At 60.4% G+C, this 19013-nt stretch carries 17 protein-coding genes; 4 read left to right on the forward strand and 13 right to left on the reverse strand.

The annotated features are described in order from the left end of the window. From ACQZ6D_RS03265 to mobB, 3 genes are read left to right on the forward strand one after another with little or no spacing between them, the layout of a single operon-like run. On the forward strand, positions 1–1200 hold the full coding sequence (locus ACQZ6D_RS03265; RefSeq protein WP_065660876.1) for a multidrug effflux MFS transporter: 1200 nt from the start codon (positions 1–3) through the stop codon (positions 1198–1200). Beyond that, entirely contained in the window at positions 1197–1823 is a 627-nt protein-coding gene (gene mobA / locus ACQZ6D_RS03270) for a molybdenum cofactor guanylyltransferase MobA (RefSeq protein WP_065702451.1), read from the forward strand. Before ACQZ6D_RS03265 ends, mobA begins: the two co-directional genes overlap by 4 nt. After that, positions 1820–2335: a molybdopterin-guanine dinucleotide biosynthesis protein B gene (mobB, locus tag ACQZ6D_RS03275; protein ID WP_448729609.1), complete on the forward strand. Its 516-nt coding sequence runs from the start codon at positions 1820–1822 to the stop codon at positions 2333–2335. The genes mobA and mobB overlap by 4 nt, the downstream gene beginning before the upstream one ends. A 190-nt stretch (positions 2336–2525) precedes the next feature. Here mobB and ACQZ6D_RS03280 read toward each other — a convergent pair whose 3' ends face one another. The 13 genes from ACQZ6D_RS03280 to ACQZ6D_RS03340 form a co-directional block, all read right to left on the reverse strand. Continuing rightward, complete coding sequence (locus ACQZ6D_RS03280) at positions 2526–4091, reverse strand: LysM peptidoglycan-binding domain-containing M23 family metallopeptidase (RefSeq protein WP_019566161.1); 1566 nt, start codon at positions 4089–4091, stop codon at positions 2526–2528. A 345-nt stretch (positions 4092–4436) separates the two neighbouring features. Beyond that, a complete protein-coding gene (locus ACQZ6D_RS03285) occupies positions 4437–5078 on the reverse strand; it encodes a protein-L-isoaspartate(D-aspartate) O-methyltransferase (RefSeq protein ID WP_029658770.1) in 642 nt (213 codons plus the stop codon). Positions 5079–5086: 8 nt separating this feature from the next. Beyond that, entirely contained in the window at positions 5087–5857 is a 771-nt protein-coding gene (gene surE / locus ACQZ6D_RS03290; RefSeq protein ID WP_013636276.1) for a 5'/3'-nucleotidase SurE, read from the reverse strand. A gap of 156 nt (positions 5858–6013) precedes the next feature. Further along, on the reverse strand, positions 6014–7297 hold the full coding sequence (gene serS, locus ACQZ6D_RS03295) for a serine--tRNA ligase (RefSeq protein WP_065687302.1): 1284 nt from the start codon (positions 7295–7297) through the stop codon (positions 6014–6016). 104 nt (positions 7298–7401) lie between these two features. Continuing rightward, entirely contained in the window at positions 7402–8205 is an 804-nt protein-coding gene (gene tatC / locus ACQZ6D_RS03300) for a twin-arginine translocase subunit TatC (protein WP_003515595.1), read from the reverse strand. Beyond that, positions 8202–8930, reverse strand: a complete 729-nt coding sequence (gene tatB / locus ACQZ6D_RS03305) for a Sec-independent protein translocase protein TatB (protein ID WP_065702450.1) — start codon at positions 8928–8930, stop codon at positions 8202–8204. The genes tatC and tatB overlap by 4 nt, the downstream gene beginning before the upstream one ends. A 54-nt stretch (positions 8931–8984) precedes the next feature. Beyond that, positions 8985–9191, reverse strand: a complete 207-nt coding sequence (locus tag ACQZ6D_RS03310) for a twin-arginine translocase TatA/TatE family subunit (protein WP_003515599.1) — start codon at positions 9189–9191, stop codon at positions 8985–8987. A gap of 130 nt (positions 9192–9321) precedes the next feature. After that, on the reverse strand, positions 9322–10068 hold the full coding sequence (gene scpB / locus ACQZ6D_RS03315) for an SMC-Scp complex subunit ScpB (RefSeq protein WP_019566157.1): 747 nt from the start codon (positions 10066–10068) through the stop codon (positions 9322–9324). Next, positions 10058–10906 (reverse strand): segregation and condensation protein A, encoded by an 849-nt coding sequence (locus tag ACQZ6D_RS03320; RefSeq protein WP_013636280.1) that lies wholly within the window; start codon positions 10904–10906, stop codon positions 10058–10060. Before ACQZ6D_RS03320 ends, scpB begins: the two co-directional genes overlap by 11 nt. 58 nt (positions 10907–10964) lie before the next feature. Continuing rightward, the gene (nagZ, locus tag ACQZ6D_RS03325) at positions 10965–11981 is read right to left on the reverse strand and encodes a beta-N-acetylhexosaminidase (protein WP_003515605.1); all 1017 of its coding nucleotides are present in this window, start codon (positions 11979–11981) and stop codon (positions 10965–10967) included. 242 nt (positions 11982–12223) lie between these two features. Beyond that, the gene (locus ACQZ6D_RS03330) at positions 12224–15229 is read right to left on the reverse strand and encodes an SPOR domain-containing protein (protein WP_065702449.1); all 3006 of its coding nucleotides are present in this window, start codon (positions 15227–15229) and stop codon (positions 12224–12226) included. A 66-nt stretch (positions 15230–15295) separates the two neighbouring features. Next, complete coding sequence (gene argS / locus ACQZ6D_RS03335; protein ID WP_038492845.1) at positions 15296–17053, reverse strand: arginine--tRNA ligase; 1758 nt, start codon at positions 17051–17053, stop codon at positions 15296–15298. A gap of 76 nt (positions 17054–17129) precedes the next feature. Beyond that, a complete protein-coding gene (locus ACQZ6D_RS03340) occupies positions 17130–18347 on the reverse strand; it encodes a deoxyguanosinetriphosphate triphosphohydrolase (protein ID WP_065702448.1) in 1218 nt (405 codons plus the stop codon). Positions 18348–18576: 229 nt separating this feature from the next. Here ACQZ6D_RS03340 and erpA point away from each other — a divergent pair, with 229 nt between their 5' ends. Next, positions 18577–18909: an iron-sulfur cluster insertion protein ErpA gene (gene erpA, locus ACQZ6D_RS03345; protein WP_003515615.1), complete on the forward strand. Its 333-nt coding sequence runs from the start codon at positions 18577–18579 to the stop codon at positions 18907–18909. Positions 18910–19013 lie beyond the last annotated feature (104 nt).

Consider the following 19013-nt stretch of genomic DNA (forward strand, 5'->3'; position numbering starts at 1 on the left):
ATGAAAAACGCCCGCTTTCTGGATCGCACCACCCCGCCCCACATCATCACGCTCGTCGTTATCGCCGGCGTCGCGGCGCTTTGCATGAACCTGTTCCTGCCCTCGCTTGCAGCGATGGCGCTCCATTTCGAGACCGATTACGCCGTGATGCAATTTGCCGTGTCCGGCTATCTTGCCGCCACCGCCTGCCTGCAACTCCTCATCGGCCCGCTATCCGATCTCTTCGGACGCCGACCCGTCATGCTTGCCAGCATCGCGATGATGATCGTCGCCACGCTCGTCTGCATGCTGGCGCCAGATATCACCGTCTTCATGTTCGGGCGTGTGGCGCAGGCGGCCGTCGTTTCCGGCTTCGTGCTGGCGCGCGCCATCGTGCGCGACATGGTGCCGATGGAACAAGCCGCTTCGATGATCGGCTATGTGACCATGGGCATGTCGGTGGTGCCGATGGTCGGCCCAACGGTCGGCGGTCTGCTCAACGATATCTCCGGCTGGCAATCCAGCTTTGCGCTTCTTGCCCTGCTCGGGGTCGGCATTCTGGTGCTCGCCTGGTTTGATCTCGGCGAAACCAATCACAACAGATCGGCAAGCTTCTCGCAGCAGTTCCACGCCTGGCCGGAACTTCTGCGCTCGCCACTCTTCTGGGGATATGCGCTGACCTCGACCTTCTCGTCGGGCATGTTCTTTTCGTTTCTCGGCGGCGCACCCTTCGTCGGCAGCGTGCTTTATGGCCTTGCCCCGGCCATGCTCGGCCTGCAATTCTTCTTCATGGCCAGCGGCTACATGCTCGGCAACTTCGTCTCCGGCCGTTATGCGAGCCAGATCGGCATCACCCGCATGATGCTGTCGGGCAATGTCGTCGCCATCGCCGGGATTGTCGCAGCCATAGCGCTGATATTCACCGGGGCGGAAAGCCCCTATGCGTTTTTCGTGCCGCTTGCGCTCATTGGTGTCGGAAACGGTGTGACCCTGCCAAGTGCCAATGCAGGCATGGTCAGCGTCCAGCCGCATCTGGCAGGCTCCGCCTCCGGTCTTGGCGGCGCCATGACCATCGGCGGCGGTGCGGCACTTTCCGTGCTTGCCTCCTCGGTTCTGTCCAAAGAGGACGGAACCTGGCCGCTTCTTCTCGTGATGCTGGCGACCGGCCTTGTCGCCCTCCTCACCACCTATATCGTAAGGCTGCAGGAAAAGCGGCAATGACGGCGCGATTTGAAATACCCGGTCTTGTGCTTGCCGGCGGCCTGTCGCGACGGATGGGCACCAACAAGGCGACCGTGATGCTGGGCGACGAACCGCTGCTTTCCCATGTCGTGCGCCGCATCGCGCCACAGGTGTCGGATGTCGCCATCAATGCCGCGAATGGCTGGGCCGAAAGCTTTGGCCTGCCGTTGCTGCCTGACACCGTGAACGGCCATGCCGGGCCGCTCGCTGGCGTTCTCGCCGGCATGCGGCATTTCCAGAACCATCGCGCCCGGAAAAGCCACTTCCTGACAGTGCCCGCCGACAGCCCGTTCTTTCCCGAAGATCTCGTCGACCGCCTCTGCGAACACATGGCCGAAGACGCAATCGTCATCGCCGCCTCCAGCGGCCAGTTGCACCCGGTTTTCGCGCTATGGCCCGTGGCGCTCGCGGACGATCTGGAGGAATGGCTGAAGAACGATGCAAACCGGCGCATCCGCGCCTATCTTGCACGACACGTCACGATCGGTATCGCCTTCCCGCCGCTGGAAACGGCCAAGGGCAGCCTCGATCCGTTCTTCAACATCAACACGCCGGATGAACTGGCGCTCGCTCGAAGCTATCTGGAGAGCATGGAACCATGATGAGCCAAAAGGTCTTCGGTATTGCCGGCTGGAAAAACTCGGGCAAGACCGGCCTTGCGGTCCGCATCGTCACCGAGCTGACGGCGCGCGGCTATCGGGTCTCGACCATCAAGCATGCCCATCATGATTTCGATATCGACAAGGTTGGCGCCGATAGTTGGCGTCACCGTCAGGCGGGCGCGCACGAGGTCACCATCGTCTCCGGTACCCGCTTTGCCATCATGCATGAATTGCGCGGCGAAGCCGAACCGTCTTTCGAGGAAATCCTCTCCCGCCTCGCCCCTTGCGATCTCGTACTGATCGAGGGTTACAAATACGAGCCGGTGCCGAAGATCGAGGCGCGCCGACTGGAAGCTGCCAAGACCGAACCGCTTGCCGGAAGCGATCCGCACATCATCGCAATTGCCGCCGACCACGCGGTGACCGACGCCACCCTTCCCGTCTTCGATCTCGACGATACCGCCACGATTGCGGACTTCATCGAGAAGACGGTTGGGTTGGTGAGGGCGTAACTGCCGTTTCGGCAAACTCTTCTCCTCCGTCATCCTCGGGCTTGACCCGGGGGCCCGCAAACCGACCGTACCATGGATCCTCGGGTCAAGCCCGAGGATGACGTCGAATGTGTGAGGACGTTTGGCCTACCCCCAAAAATGAAAAAGCCGGGCGTTCGGCCCGGCTTCATCATTCCTTGAGACGCAATACCTATTCAAGGAAACCGGAGGGGTTCACCGGCGTCGCATCCTTGCGAACTTCAAAGTGAACCTGAGGACGTTTGGCGCTGCCGGTCATGCCTGACGTGGCGATGGTCTGGCCGCGCTGAACCTTCTGGCCGCGCTGCACGTCAAGATTGGCGGCGTTGCCGTAAACGGTGACCTTGCCGTCGTCGTGGCGGACAAGAACCGTGTTGCCGAGCTGCTTAAGGCCATTGCCCGCATAGATGACCACACCATTTTCGGCGGCCTTGATCGGCGTGCCTTCCGGAACGGAGATGTTGATGCCATCGTTGCGGCTACCTTCGACGTTGTCGCCGAAATTGTTGATGACGGCGCCACGAACCGGCCAGCGATATTTGCCGATGCCCGTGGATTCCGGAGCGAGCGAGGCCATATCGGACTTCTTCTCGATATCGCCGACGCTTGCCGTTGCGGCAGGAGCGGACGGTACGGTCGCAGCTGCGGCAGGAGCCTTGTAGGGTTCCGGCTTGGCGGATGCGGTTTCCACTGCCTTGGCCGCTTCCTTTGCGGGTACGGAGGCTGTCTTAATGGCGTCGGTCGAAGCACCCGGCATGGCGAGTGTCTGGCCGACACGGATGCTTTCGGTGGAAATGCCGTTCGCGGCCTTGAGGGCTGCAACCGAAACGCCGTTTTCACGGGCGATCTTTGCCAGGCTGTCGCCCGGCTGAACCTTGTAACCACCGGCTGGCGGCATAGGCTTGCCACCGGGAGGTGTGAGCTTGCCGTTTTCAGCCGAAACCTTGTCGCGGGCAACACTCTGCGAGGGAAGCACGGCTACCTTCTGGTCTGGACCACGCAGCGGGTTCGGCTCGTCGCCGTTGCGGTTGAGCGCAATGTCACCAGCCGCAGCCTTGGCGGCATTGCGGACCTGACCGAATTTCGGAATAAGGATCGACTGGCCAGCCTGCGCGGACGCCGCGGTTTTCAGACCGTTGACCCGCAGCAGTTCCTTTTCGGGAACGCCGTAGCGGTTGGAGATAGTCGCGATGCTTTCACCCGGACGCAGCGTTACCGAAGAGGCGCCATCCGTATGCCAGCCGTTCTTGTCGGAACGGACGGTTGCGGTGGTGAGATTGTCGGCGACGGGAGCGGCAGCCTGCTGTGCAGGTGCTGCGAGAGACGGAGCGGCTGGTCGTTGTGCGGACGGGAAAGGCTGGGCCATGGCTTCGTTGCGGGTCGACGGGTCGCGGCTTGCTACCGCCGGCGGAGCCGACAGCTCGGAGCGCTGCACCGGAGAGGCCGAAGCCGAACGGGCCGTCGAAGGCTGAACGCCACCGCCGTAACCGCCGGAAGACGGATAGGAGTTGGCCGCCATGTTCTGATTGGCGTAGCCGCCCTGGGGAGCCGCAGAGGCATAACCACCGTTCATGTCACCTTGCGGGACCGGGGCCTGCCCATAAGCACCGCCGCCCTGGCGGGCTGGAATTGACGCTGTCGTCATCCGATCCGGTCCACTGGAAAAGAGGCCGCTGAACCGCGTTGCATCCGAGCTACAGCCCGTTGCGACGCTTGCCAGCAATGCCGCTGCGAACATTTTTGCGACTGATTTTCCGATTTTAGACGAATGTCTCATACGCATAACTCGATCTACACTGACGCCAACCCGCCGCATCGAGGTCGATCCGGCACAAATTTCACTTCTTGCAAGGCCCATTTCCCGATCCCGGAAAAACCATGCGTCGATGTTTATGATTAAAGCGCGTTAGTGTTACCACGCCGTTAAAACGTTAAGCCGCTCGGCGCTTTTTTGACACTTCGATAACCATGACGAAAACGGCATGTGTCATGTCGGAACAATATTATGATGGAAAATCAGTTGGTTGTGATGATTTAGAATATTCTAAGACGAAAATTAATCGCCTTCGATATTTTCATTTTGTCACAAATGCCGGGCAATATGGCTGCCAAGCGGCAGATAGGGCGTCTCGAACAGCTCTTCCTTCTCGAAGCGGCTGCCGGTCTTGGAGAAGCGCGTCATCACGCAGCGCCCGTCTTCCAGAATGATCGGCGCGATCATCATGCCGCCGGAGACGATCTGCTCGGCGAAAAAGCGGGGCATGGTGGTAAAGGCGGCGGTGGCGACGATTCGGTCGAAGGTGCCCTCGCCGACCAGACCGTTGCTGCCATCCGCCTGGCGGATGACGACATTGCGGATGGAAAGATCGTCCAGACAGTTCTGCGCCTGCTGCACTAGCGTCTTGTATCGCTCCAGCGAAAAGACCCGCTCCACCCGGCGCGCGATGATCGCCGTCATGAAACCGCTGCCGGTGCCGATTTCCAGCACGCGCTGGCCCGGCTTCAATTGCAGGCGGGCCAGGATTTTCACCGCCATGTCAGCGCCTTCCATGAAGGCGCCGCAGTCGATCGGGATTGTACGGCTGGAATAGGCATCAGCGGCGAATTGCGGCGGCACGAATCTGGAGCGCGGCGTCTGTTCGACCGCCGTCAAAAGGTCGAGGTCGGAAATCCCCTCGCCCCGCAAGCGGAGAACGAGAGCGGCAAAACCTTCCTTTTCAACCATTGCGGATTTCAATCGGCGACTCCGAATCCAAGTGCTTGCGCAACCCGATCCTTGACCGTGTAATCCGTAAGGTCAAGCTTTAGCGGTGTGACCGAAATCTTGCCGTGCTTCAAAGCGTGGATATCCGTGCCCTCGAGGAAGGTGCCGAGGCGTTCGCCAAAGCGCAGCCAGTAATAAGGAAGACCGCGGCCATCCTGGCGTTCTTCTACCGTCAGGCCGAAATCGAGCTTGCCCTGCCCGGTAACGGAGACACCCTGCACATCATCAGGTGCGCAATTGGGGAAATTGAGATTGAGGAAGGTGCCATCAGGCAATTCCACATTCATCAGCTTGCGCAGCAGATCCGGCGCATGGGTCTCAGTCACCTCCCACGGCACGACGCGGCCTTCGGAATGGCTGAAAGCCTGGCTGAGTGCGAAGGAGCGTACCCCTTGCAGCGTACCTTCAATGGCGCCGGCAATCGTGCCGGAATAGGTGACATCGTCAGCCATATTGGCACCGGCATTGACACCTGAGAGTACGAGATCGGGCTTTTCCGGCAGAACTTCACGGATGCCCATGATGACGCAATCGGTCGGCGTACCGCGCAGCGCGAAATGCTTGTCGGAAACCTTGCGCAGCCGCAGCGGCTCGGAGAGAGTCAGGGAGTGAGCAAGACCGCTCTGGTCGGTCTCGGGCGCCACGATCCAGACGTCATCGGACAGCGTGCGGGCGATACGTTCCAGCACCGCCAGCCCTTCGGCATGGATACCGTCGTCATTGGTCAGCAAAATCCGCATGTTTCTCTCTCCGCTTTTCATATCTTCCGGGACGGAGCATCCTCCCCACCGGCAGTGAGGTGTGCAGTTCTCTCAACGTCATCCTCGGACCTGTCCCGAGGATGACGTCGGCGTAATTGGGAGATTCTCCTTCCAATAGCACGACGCTGCGCTCCCTCAGGCCGCCTTCTCGATTCGTGTCAGACCGCCCATATAGGGCAGCAGCACGTCTGGAATTGTGACGGAACCGTCGTCGTTTAGGTAATTTTCGAGGACCGCGATGAGGCAGCGACCGACGGCGGTGCCGGAGCCGTTCAGCGTGTGCACGAACTTCGTCGCCTTGTCGTCCTTGCCGCGATAACGCGCATTCATGCGCCGCGCCTGGAAATCGCCGCAGACGGAGCAGGACGAAATTTCGCGGTAGGTGTTCTGGCCGGGCAACCACACTTCCAGATCGTAGGTCTTGCGCGCGCTGAAACCCATATCGCCGGTGCACAGCGTCATGGTGCGGAAATGCAGGCCAAGACGCTTCAGCACTTCTTCGGCGCAGGCCGTCATGCGCTCATGCTCGGCAACAGCACTTTCCGCGTCGGTGATGGAGACGAGTTCGCATTTCCAGAACTGGTGCTGGCGCAGCATGCCGCGTGTGTCGCGGCCGGCAGAGCCCGCTTCCGAACGGAAGGACGGCGTAAGTGCCGTGAAGCGTAGCGGCAGCTTTTCCTGCTCGAGAATTTCGCCGGAGACAAGGTTGGTCAGCGTCACTTCCGCCGTCGGGATCAACCAGCGGCCATCAGTGGTCTTGAACAAATCCTCGGAAAACTTCGGCAATTGGCCGGTGCCGAACATCGCCTCATCACGCACCATCAGCGGCGAAGAGACTTCCGTGTAGCCATGTTCCGAGGTGTGCAGGTCGATCATGAACTGGCCGAGCGCCCGTTCCAGACGCGCCAGCTGGCTGGTCAGCACGGTGAAGCGCGAGCCGGAAAGCTTGGCAGCCCGCTCGAAATCCATGTAGCCGAGCGCTTCGCCAATCTCGAAGTGCTCCTTTGCTTCATGGTTCCAGCCGGGCTTCTGGCCGACCACGCGGGTCACCACATTGTCGTGTTCGTCCTTGCCGTCAGGAACATCGTCGAAAGGCATGTTGGGCAGGCGCGACAGGGCGTCGTTAAGCTCGGCGGTGACCTGGCGGTCCTCCTCCTCGGCGCGCGGCATGTTTTCCTTGATGTCGGCGACTTCCGCTTTCAGCTTTTCCGCCAGCTCCATGTTCTTCTGCGCCATGGCGGCGCCGATGTCCTTGGAAGCGGCATTGCGACGCGACTGCATGTCCTGCAGGGACTGGATGACGGAACGGCGCTTTTCGTCGAGAGCGATCAGGCTGCTTGCGGCAGGCTCTGCGCCGCGCCGTGCAAGTGCTGCATCAAAGGCTTCGGGGTTTTCGCGTATCCATTTAATGTCGTGCATCGTCGTTCCAGACTATTGTTGGTCGCTCGCGTTTTATCAGCAAAACGCCGGGCGAAAGGCCCGGCGCGAGGAGATTTGATGAGCAGGAAGACCGTGGCGAAGCGTCAGGTCTCTTCCAGCTCCGTGCTTTTGGATTCCGCAGCACGTTTCCTCTCCACGAGTCGAGCCATGTAGATGGAAATCTCGTAGAGAATGATCGCAGGTAGCGCAAGACCGATCTGGGACATGGGGTCTGGCGGCGTCAGCACGGCCGCAACCACGAAGGCCATGACAATGGCAAACTTGCGCTTTTCCCGCAGCCAGTCGCTGGTCAGAATCCCGACCCGCGCCAGAAGCGTGGTGACGACAGGCAGCTGGAATACCAGGCCGAAGGACAAAACCAGCGTCATGATGAGGCTGAGATATTCCGACACCTTCGGCATCAGGGAAATCGCCACCTCGCCATCTACTGGCAATTGCTGCATGGCGAGGAAGAACCACATGACCATGGGCGTAAAGAAGAAATAGACGAGCGCCGCGCCGATAAGGAAAAGGATCGGCGACGCGATCAGGAACGGCAGGAAGGCGGCGCGCTCGTTCTTGTAGAGGCCCGGCGCCACGAATTTATAGAGCTGCGAGGCAATCACCGGAAAGGAGATCACCATGGCACCGAACATGGCAACCTTGATCTGCGTGAAGAAGAACTCCTGCGGCGCCGTATAGATCAGCGATGATTTCGCCACATCCAGCCCCGCCCAGATGACCGCCCACTTATAGGGAATGACGAGCAGGTTGAAGAGATGCTTGGCAACGGCGAAACAGGCGATGAAGGCGACGAAGAACGCGCCGAGCGACCAGATCAGCCGCGTGCGCAACTCCATGAGATGTTCGATAAGCGGCTGCGGCTTGTCCTCGATGTCCCCGCTCATGCTTCATCCTTTTTGGGCTTTGCAGCCTTGGTTCTTGCCGGTTTGGCCGGTTTGGCATCCGCAACGGCAACCGCCTTCTCCGCTGCCGCTTTCCTGACAGCAACCTTTTTGGCGACAGCCTTCACGGTCGGCTTCAAGACAGCAGCTTCTTCAACAGGCGCTGCGGCAGGCTTGCTGCGGGTGGTGCGCTTCGGCTTGGCGGCAACCGCTTCGGCTTCAACGGTCGCAACAGATTTCGCACGCGCACGCTTCGGCTTTTCTTCCGCAGCAGCAACCGCAGTAACCGGCGAAGACGCAGAAGGCGTGGGAACCACCGCAGGCGCCACATCCGGAAGCTTCATCTCGGGCTCCGGCACACTGACAAGAGGAGCCACCGGCTCACTTGTTGCAGGTGCTGCTGTCGACGACATCGCATCGGGAGCGGCTGTCGCCTTCTGGAGATCGGACTTGATTTCGTTGCCGAGCTGGCGAAGCGGGTTCATAGCATCGCGCAGCGAGTTGGTCGGGTTGAGATTGCGCACATCGGAGATCGTCTGCCGCACATCGTCCATGTCTGCCTCTTTCAAGGCCTCGTCGAACTGCGTGCGGAAATCCCCCGCCATCTTGCGAAGGCCGGCCATCGTCTTACCGAAGGCGCGGATCATGGGCGGCAAGTCCTTGGGGCCGACGACCACGATCAAAACGACCGCGATCACCAGAAGCTCGCTCCAACCGATATCAAACATCAAAACGCTCCCGAGACCCTAGCGCCAGTCTCAAAACAAGCAGGTTCAAGCCGCTTACTTGATCTCGTCAGCCTTGTGGTCAACAGTCTTCGCGTTGACATCGGCCGGCGGCGGAGTCTGATCTTCGTCAGCCATGCCCTTCTTGAAGCTCTTGATGCCCTTGGCGACATCGCCCATCAGTTCCGGGATCTTTCCGCGTCCGAAGAGAACGAGAACGATCACCAGCACGATCAGCCAATGCCACACACTAAAAGAACCCATAACTGAAACTCCTGAATTTCGCTTTCAGACGATGTAAGACGTTTGAAAGGCTTTTTCAAACAACAAATCGATGCTTCAACAGGCTGTGGGCATAAAGTTTTCGTGCCTTGTCATCCGCATGAAGACGATATCAATCGTCGCCATCGCCGCCACCAGGTGCAAGCAGGCCCAACTCTTCCAGATCGAGCTGCGTGATCGGGTCTTCGTCTTCGCGCAATTCGTCGCTCATCATCGGCAAAGGCACGCCGAAATTGGAAGGAATACGGCCCGAAAGCAGGCCCGCACCCTTCAGTTCCTCAAGGCCCGGCAAGTCCCGCAATTCCTCAAGGCCGAAATGGTCGAGAAACTCCACCGTGGTGCCGATCGTCACCGGCCTGCCCGGCGTGCGCCTGCGGCCCCTGAAACGCACCCAACCCGCTTCCATCAGCACATCGAGGGTACCGCGTGAGGTTTGCACGCCACGGATTTCCTCGATTTCGGCGCGTGTCACCGGCTGATGATACGCCACAATCGCCAGAACCTCCAGCGCCGCACGCGATAGCTTCTTAGGTTCCTTTTCCTCAGAATGGACGACGAAGGAGAGATCGCCGGCCGTGCGGAACGCCCATTGCCCGCCCACCTGCACCAGATTGACACCCCGCTCGCCATAAGCGGCCTTCAGCCCGTGGAGTATGGCAACGACATCCATGCCGCGCGGCAGCCGCTCGGCAATGAAGGCAACTGAAACCGGTTCGGCCGAGGCAAAGACCAGCGCCTCGGCAATGCGCTCGGCTTCCTTCAGCTGACGCTCGGAAAATACCGCGGGCTCGGCCCCAACCACATCCGCCGCCCCATCTGCCACGATGGCGGCTTCGCCGGTCTCGTCGTCATGCGTCATTATCAGTCCTTTCCGCATTCGGCGCGCGGTCATCTCGCTCGCTCCTGCGCATATAGATGGGCTGGAACGCGCCCTCCTGCCGGATTTGCAGCGATCCCTCGCGCACGAGCTCCAGCGAGGCGGCGAAAGCGCTGGCGATTGCCGTCACGCGCATCGCGGGGTCAGGCACATATTGCAGCAGATATTGGTCGAGCACCGTCCACTCGCCGACATCCCCGAGCAGACTGGTCAGAAGTTCCCGGGCTTCCACAAGCGACCAGACCTGCCGCTTTTCAATCGTGACCTGGGTGATGGCCTGCCTTTGCCGCAGATTGGCATACGCACTCAGGAGATCGTAGAGGTTCGCCTCGTAAGCCGAGCGGTTGATATGCGGAATATGCTCCGGCGCGCCACGGGCGAAAATATCGCGGCCAAGCTGGGCGCGGTTGACGAGGCGTTCAGCCGCCTCCCGCATCGCCTCCAGACGCTTCAGCCGGAAGGCCAGCGTCGCGGCCATTTCTTCGCCGGAGGGGCCGTCATCCTTCGCCTGCTGCGGAATGAGAAGCTTGGACTTGAGGAAGGCAAGCCAGGCCGCCATCACCAGATAGTCGGCAGCAAGCTCGATGCGCACGCGGCGGGCTGTTTCCACGAATTGCAGATATTGCTCGGCAAGCGCCAGCACCGAAATGCGCGAAAGATCGACCTTCTGCGTGCGAGCAAGGTGTAGCAACAGATCGAGCGGGCCTTCGAAACCCGCGACATCGATCACCAGCCCGGCCTCGCCCGTCAACCGCTCCGGCGTCACATCCTGCCAGAGCTTGTCCATAGGCGTTGAAGTGCGAGACTTGTCTGCTGCCATTGTTCCATCCGCCGGGCGTCCGGCCTGTCGTCCCGAGTACCGGGCCGCCGCCCGATTGTCAGGAAACGGCCCACATGGCGTTGAATTCGGCTCTCAGTTCAGCTTCGTCGGAGGCATCAGTGGCGGGAAAACCCGCTTCCACGGCCCGCACCCGCTCCAGCGAACGGCCGGAAAGAACGGGAACCTCCTTCACGACCTCAAGCATTTCACCCATCACGCCGTTGCAATGCAAGACTATATCGCAGCCACCCGCAACAATATTCGCGGCACGCTGGCCAAGCGTGCCCTTCAGCGCATTCATGGAACTGTCGTCGGACATCAACAGACCGTCAAAGCCGATTCGCCCACGAATGATCTCCTCGATCACCTTTGGCGAGGTCGTTGCCGGACGCTCCCGATCGACGGCATTGAACACCAGATGCGCGCTCATCGCCATCAATTCACGGTTCAGCGCGCGGAATGGCACAAAATCATGGGCGTCCAGCTCGTCCAGCGGCACATCGACAACAGGCAATTCATGGTGCGAATCCACCATGCCGCGACCGTGGCCCGGCATGTGTTTCATGACAGGCAACATGCCGCCCGCCTTGAGACCGTCAGCCGCCGCCTGCCCCATCTCCGCCACCATGGTCGGGCTGTAGCCATAGGCCCGGTTGCCAATGACGTTACTGGCGCCTTCCACCGGCACGTCGAGCACCGGCAGGCAGTCGATATTGATGCCGAATTTCATGAGATCGAAGGCATGCAGACGCGACATCAACCACGCCGCGCGCAGGCCTTCCTCGCGGTCACGCTCGTATATCTCGCCAAGAATGCGGGCATTCGGATAGGCTTGCAAAAGCGGCGGCTTGATGCGCTGAACGCGCCCGCCTTCCTGATCGATCAGAACCGGCGCATCCGGCCGCGCGACGGCATCGCGCATTGAGGCGACGAGATCGGTAATCTGTTGCGCATCACCGATATTGCGCCCGAACAGGATGAAACCCCAGGGCCGCTCATTGCGGTAAAGGGCAATCTCGTCAGCGGAAAGCGTAAGCCCGCCGCATCCGAGGATCATAGCTTTGCAATCGGTCATGATGTCACGCTCACAGAATGGGGAAATGGCCTTATACCGCAAGGCGTCGGGGATAAGTCGACAACCCCTCCGCCGTCATGCTCGGGCCTTTCCCGAGCATCTGCAACCGAACGGTTGGCGAAACGTTGGCAGATCCTCGCCACGGGGCCGAGGATGACGTCGAATGTGAGGAAAGCCTTTCCCCACTGCGAGGGCTGCCTTAGACGGCAGCCCCAATCTTCACTCAACCGGATCAGCCGCGATCAGCGCGCCACCAGGCAGCTGCCGCCAGCTGCGCGGAACTTTTCGCACAGCGCCACGGCTTCGTTCTTGTCCCCCGCCGGGATGCGGACGCGGTAGAACGTGCCCTTGCCGGCGATCTCAGCGGCCTTGATGTCGACGCCCCGACCAGAAATGACCGAACCGAACTTGGCCGACATGTTCTGGTAGGACTTCTGGGCCTCCGCCTGGCTCGGCAGGGACGCGATCTGGATGTAATAACCACCCGAAGACGGCGCGCTCGTTGCTGCGGGCATGGCGGCGGCTGTCTGCTGCTGTGCAGCCTGCGGCTGGGCCGGAGCAGTTGCAGCAGGACGGACGTTGCCCTGATTGGTCACCGTTGCCACCACATTGGAAGGCTGTGCAGACGGACGCGCCGAAGGAACGGGCGCAGCCGACTGCGAGGCCGGTGTGGAGGAAGCGGCTGGCGTATTGGCCTGCGGGTGTTCAGGCGCAACCGGAACACGCGAAGCGGCGATGACGGCGGGAGCGCCCTCACCCGGCTTGGCTGCCTGCGGTGCAGCAAGCTCCGCGACCTTGTCGGCCTTCGGTGGCTGGGCAGCAGGCGCATCGACTTCCTGTGCAACCAGCGTACCATCAGGCTTGACGATCATGGTGCGGACCTTGCGCGGCGAAACGCCCGTCGCACCGGCACCTTCGTTCTGGCTGGCCTTTTCTTCCGGCGAAAGCAGGCGCGGATCTTCAGTCTCGCCAACCGGCGTGCCGGTGGCTTCCATGTCCGCGTCGTTTTCACCTTCCAGCGGCAGCTGTTCGGGTATCAGCGTACGCTGGACCACATCGACAGGCTTTTCGTTGCTGGAGATCAGCGCCGGTTGCTTCGGATCGGCAGCGCTACCACCGGCCACGCGGTCGTAAACCGCCTTGTCCTGGTTGGGCACGACGCGGCCACCCGGATTTTCCGGCACCACCTTCATCGGGTCGTTATCGGCGGAAATGATGACCGGCGCGCCATTGGAGCCCGCTCCGGACGAACCGCCCGACATCAGCGCGTAAACACCACCACCGACAAGCACCAGACCGATTGCTGCGGCAACCGGCATGATCCAGCGGCGACCGCCGCGTTCTTCTTCGCGATAGGCCGGCTGATGGTCGACATAGGTATTCTCGGCATCGCGCGGCGCATTGCCACGCGAGGCAGCAGCCTCCTGCATAGAGCGGCGGAAATCTTCTTCCAGCGCCCGCTCAAATTCGTCGACCTCCTCCGGACCCTGTGCCTGAGGACGCGCCTGCGGGGCAGCAGCCCGGTTTTCCGCATGTTTGTGACGGTCAAGACCACCGGCAACCGCCGGGGCAAACAGCGTTGCGAGCTCGGTGTCGATATCGAGGTCTTCTTCGTGACGACGGGCGACAGGCTTGGGTTCGAAAACGCCGACCGGCAATTCCGGCACGTCCATCTCGGTAATATTTTCCGGATGTTCTTCCGTCTCACCGATCTGCGAGGGATCGAAAGGCAGGCTTTCAAGCGTTTGTGGTGCAACCGGCTGCGGTGCGGCTGCGACCGGACGCGGCTGAACCGGAGGCGCGGCTACCGGAATTGCAGCAACCGGGGCCGGGCGCGGCTGAGGTGCTGGCTGTTCCCGCACCGGCTGCGGCGCGGCGGCAGCAACCGCTACCGGAGCGACCGGCTGCTGGCGAACGGGCTGCGGCACAGGCGCAGGTGCGACTTCCGCTGCAGCGATTTCGGAAAGGTCGAGGTCAAGATCGAGATCATCAAGCGCAAGCTCGAAATCATCGTCGTTGAAACCTGCGAAATCCCCAAAGTCCGGCTCCTGAACGGGCGGCGCTGCTACGACCGGGGCTGCTTTTACAGGGGCTGCGGCAACCGGCGCCGTGGCAACCAAAGGCGGCTCCACTCTTGCAGCCGGAACGATAGGCGCAGCCTGTGCGATGGGGGCATCCTGAACGACAGGCTCTTCGCCGCGTCCGGGAATGGAATATTTCGCAACGCCGTAGATCAGCTCGTCCATCGGCGAAAGATTTGTTTCAACCGGCTTCTCTGCAACCGAAGGAGCAAAGGTAGGTGCAGTTTCTTCCGCCTGAACGAAGACGGGCTCAGGCGCCGGAACTGGTTCGGCCTGTGGCTCGATCCGGGCTGCAGGCAGCGCTTCGGCCCTCGGCTCGATCCGCTTGGGATCACCTGCCGCAACATCGCGGCGCGCGCCGAAATTGGCAAGCGGCAGACGCAGGCTGGAAAATTCCAGCGAAGAACGGCCACCATGCAAAGGCGGACGCACGGAAATCGGCGCCGGCGCTTCGGCGACGGCGATCTCTACCTCATCGGCAAGATCGAAAGACTGCGGCTCAGGCGCATGGCTCTGATCGGAATGCGCAATATTGCTCGAAACATCGGCCGGAAGCTCAGGCATGGCGTGCCAGGTGCTTTGAGCCGGCTCGACAGCCTGCGGCTCTTCCCATGCAGCCTGCTGGTAAACCACCGGCTCGGCAGGGCGCGACTGGCGCGAATGCACATCGAAAACCTCGGCAACCGCACCGGCATCGTCACGGAAATCCGCGCGGATGTCCTGCGTCGACGTCTCGACGTAATTGTGAATGTAGGCCTGATCGGCCTCGGGAAGTGGCTCCTGGCTCACTTCGGGTGCGGGGCTTGCCTCGAACACGGGTTCGTCCGCTGGCGCAAGCTCAGGCTCGCGCCGGGCGAAAACCGATTCGACGCGCTGCATGAAGTCGCTGGGGTGGATGCCCGCACGCACATCGTTTGCCGGGTCAAGAACGACCGGATCGGCATGCGGCGCATCGTAAACCTCGAACTCTCGAAGCAGCTCGTCTTCGAGATTGAATTCGGGTTCGCGGCGGGTTGCCGCAGAGCCGGCGCGTGGCGCAGCTTCGGAACCCGCATGCGAAGGACGCTCATCGAAACCGACGATACGCGCCAGTTCTGCCAGAGGATCGTTGTCAGCGAACCCTTCAGACCGGGCGTCCCGGTTATACGCGACATTTTTTTCGACCATTACGTGTTCCACCATCTACGCATTGCAGCTCTTGCCAGCGTATTGTGAGCAAATAATGGTGATATGTTATCGCATCTCGTCAGGCGCGTCCGCTCCTAAAAGCGTAAGACCAGACTTCAAAACATTCGCGACAGCATTCACCAGCCCGAGTCTGGCAATGCTCAATTCTCGGTTTTTATCGTTAATAAAACGTAATTCCTGATGGTCTTTACCTTTGTTCCAGTGTCCATGGAAGGAACTGGCGAGATCATAGAGGTAAAAAGCAAGCCTGTGCGGCTCGTGTGCAAGGGCTGCGGATTCGATCAGGCGCGGGTACTCAGCAAGCTTTGCAACCAGCTGCAACTCGTTGATATCGCTAATCAAAGCAACGGAAGACGACATGTCGTCCTGCGAGAGCGCAAGACCCGGAAACGCTTCCTGCGCCTGGCGGAAGATGGACATGCAACGGGCATGCGCATATTGCACGTAAAAGACCGGATTATCCTTCGATTGTTCGGTCACTTTCGCAAAATCGAAGTCCAGCGGCTCGGAATTCTTCCGATAGAGCATCATGAATCGCACGGGATCGCGACCTACTTCGTCCACCACATCGCGCAGCGTGACGAAATCGCCTGAGCGTTTCGACATCTTCACCGGCTCGCCATCGCGATACAGCTTCACGAGCTGGCACAGAAGAACCGTCAGCTTCGACTTGCCTTCCGAGACGGCGCGCGCAACCGCTTCAAGCCGCTTCACATAGCCGCCGTGGTCGGCGCCGAGCACATAGATCATCTCGGAAAAACCGCGATCGAACTTGTTCTTGAAATAGGCAACGTCGGCGGCAAAATAGGTGTAGGAACCGTCCGACTTCATCAGCGCGCGGTCCATGTCGTCGCCCACCTCGGTGGACCGGAACAGCGTCTGCTCGCGGTCTTCCCAGTCTTCCGGCAACTCGCCCTTCGGCGGCGGCAGGGTGCCCTTGTAGACGTGGCCCTTGAAGGTGAGATCGTTGATGGCCGAGAGAATGGGTCCGCCATTGCCCTCATGCAGCGTGCGCTCCGAGAAGAACACGTCGTGCTTGACGTTCAGCGTCTCCAGATCCTCACGGATCATCACCATCATTGCGGCGATCGCCTTGTCCTTGACGATAGGTAGCCACTTTTCCTCGGGCATGGCGCGCAGCTTGATGCCATATTCATCCGCCAGCGCCTGGCCGACTGGAACGAGATAGTCACCGGGGTAGAAGCCCGACGGAATGGCGCCGATATCTTCGCCAAGCGCCTCGCGGTAACGCAGGAAGACCGAACGCGCGAGCACGTCGATCTGCGAGCCGGCGTCGTTGATGTAATATTCCTTGGTCACGCCATAACCGGCGAAGGCGAGCAGGTTCGCCAGCGTGTCACCCACGACAGCACCACGGCAATGGCCGACATGCATAGGACCGGTGGGGTTGGCGGAGACATATTCGACGTTGATCTTCTGGCCCGCGCCGATCTTCGAGCGGCCGAAATCGATGCCCTGCCCGATCATGTCGGCAAGAAGACGCTGCCAGTAACCGACAGAGACCTTGAGATTGATGAAGCCGGGACCGGCGACGTTGACGCTATCGACATCGCCATCGGCCTGAAGTGCTGGCACGATGAGTTCGGCCAGCGCCCGCGGATTGGTGCCGAGCGGCTTCGCCAAAACCATAGCGGCATTGGTTGCGACATCGCCATGGCTGAGATCGCGCGGGGATTCGACCGTAATTCGACTGAAATCGACCTTTTCGCGGTTCTCTTTCACGAGATCGAGAGTCTCGAGCGCGTTTTTGATCCTGGTATCGAAATCGGCAAAAATGTTCATCGTTCCAACCTGCGCGAAGGGCTTCTGTTCATGTCCGGCCATCATAACCGGGTTGGCTTCGCGATCGCCCGCTGCCCTATCGCAAATCGGGGGTGTGGTCAAACAGCCGCTGGTGGGCGCGCAGTGCATAACTGTCGGTCATACCGGCCAGATAATCCCCCACATGGCGGGCTTTTGCGGCCTTGCTCATACCGGAAATGCTGTCCACCCAGTAGTGACTCTGCATCTCTGCCGGCACTTCCATATAACGGTGGAAAAGGTCGGTAACGATCTGCGTAGCGCCGGCGCGGATGCGCATGATTTCCGGATGCCGGTAGATATGGGCAAACAGCAGTTTCTTGATCTGCCTGTCGGTTTCAGCCATTTCCGGCGAGAAAGTCGCGACGGTAAAATCAGCGGCGCGGATATCGGCCGCACTCTCCGGTTTCAGCCGGGAAAGATTCTGCTGCGCGACCCCGATTACATCCTCGACCATATGGGTGATCTGGCGGCGCATGATTTCATTGGCGAAGCGTTCCTTGTCGAGCACGGGATATTTCGCACGTACCTCAGCCATCAGCTTGCTGAGGAAAGGCACCTCTTCCAGCATCTCGAAGCTCAGATAACCGGCACGCAGGCCGTCATCGATATCATGGGTATTATAGGCGATGTCGTCGGCAATAGCCGCCATCTGTGCCTCAAGGCTGGCATAGCTGCCGATTTCCAGATCCTGCAGCTCGCAATATTCGAGGATGGGCAGCGGAACCGGGCCCTTCACGCCCTCGCCCTCGGCATTGACCAGCGGGCCATTGTGCTTCACCAGCCCCTCCAGCGTCTCCCATGTCAGGTTGATGCCGTCATATTCGGCGTAGCGGCGCTCCAGCTTGGTGACGATGCGCAGCGACTGCGCGTTGTGATCGAAGCCGCCATAGGGCAACAACACCGCATCCAGCGCATCCTCACCAGTATGGCCGAACGGCGTGTGGCCGAAATCATGCACCAGAGCCACGCCCTCGGCCAGATCCTCGTCCAGCTTCAGAGCACGTGCGAGTGCGCGGGCAATCTGCGCAACCTCAATCGTGTGGGTGAGCCGGGTGCGGTAATGGTCGCCGTCAGGGCTGATGAAAACCTGCGTCTTGTGTTTAAGCCGGCGAAAGGCCGTGGTGTGGACGATGCGGTCCCGGTCGCGCTGGAACTCCGAGCGCGTCAGGCTCCCCTCCTCGGCAAAAAGACGCCCGCGCGTGGTCCATGGATCAGAGGCGAAAACCGCCCTCTCGCCACTTCCGAAACCCAATGCGCGCTGGTCTATAATCATTCATCCACCTGTACTGTTCTCTGGCCGGGACTTCCTTTGACCCGAAGTCCATGGCCTTTGACCATTGACCTTTTCATCCACCCTTCATACCTATCGCAAAGGTCGGCGCAAAGCATCATCGCTGCAAAGGCCGTTGCGGACATCGCTATAGACCGTTTATTTGACTGGTTTATAATGGTGGCGACAAATCTATTGCTCTCCGGTTCTTGACCCCGGCACGAGGAACGACATGGAAAACAGCGACATTACACTTTCGGAAGCCGCAGCGAAGCGAATCGCCCAGATCGTCGCAGCGGATGCGGGCAAGCAGGCTCTGCGCGTTTCGGTGGAAGGCGGCGGCTGCTCGGGCTTCTCCTACAAGTTCGATCTGGCGGAAGACCCCGCCGATGACGACATCGTGATTGCGCGTGGCGACGCCAAGGTGCTGATCGACAGCCTGTCGGTTGTCTATATGGCCGGCTCTGAAATCGACTTCGTCGACAATCTGCTCGGCCAGTCCTTCCAGATCAAGAACCCGAACGCGGTCGCAAGTTGCGGCTGCGGCACCAGCTTTTCTATTTGATGGTGATATCAAGCGCCAAGCTTGAGATCATTCACGCCTTTCTCTCCGCCCTCGTTCCTGCGCTCGTCACAGGAATGAGGGTTTGGGGAGCTGCGGTGCATCCA

The sequence above is a fragment of the Agrobacterium sp. 22-3639C2 genome, from assembly GCF_053522105.1.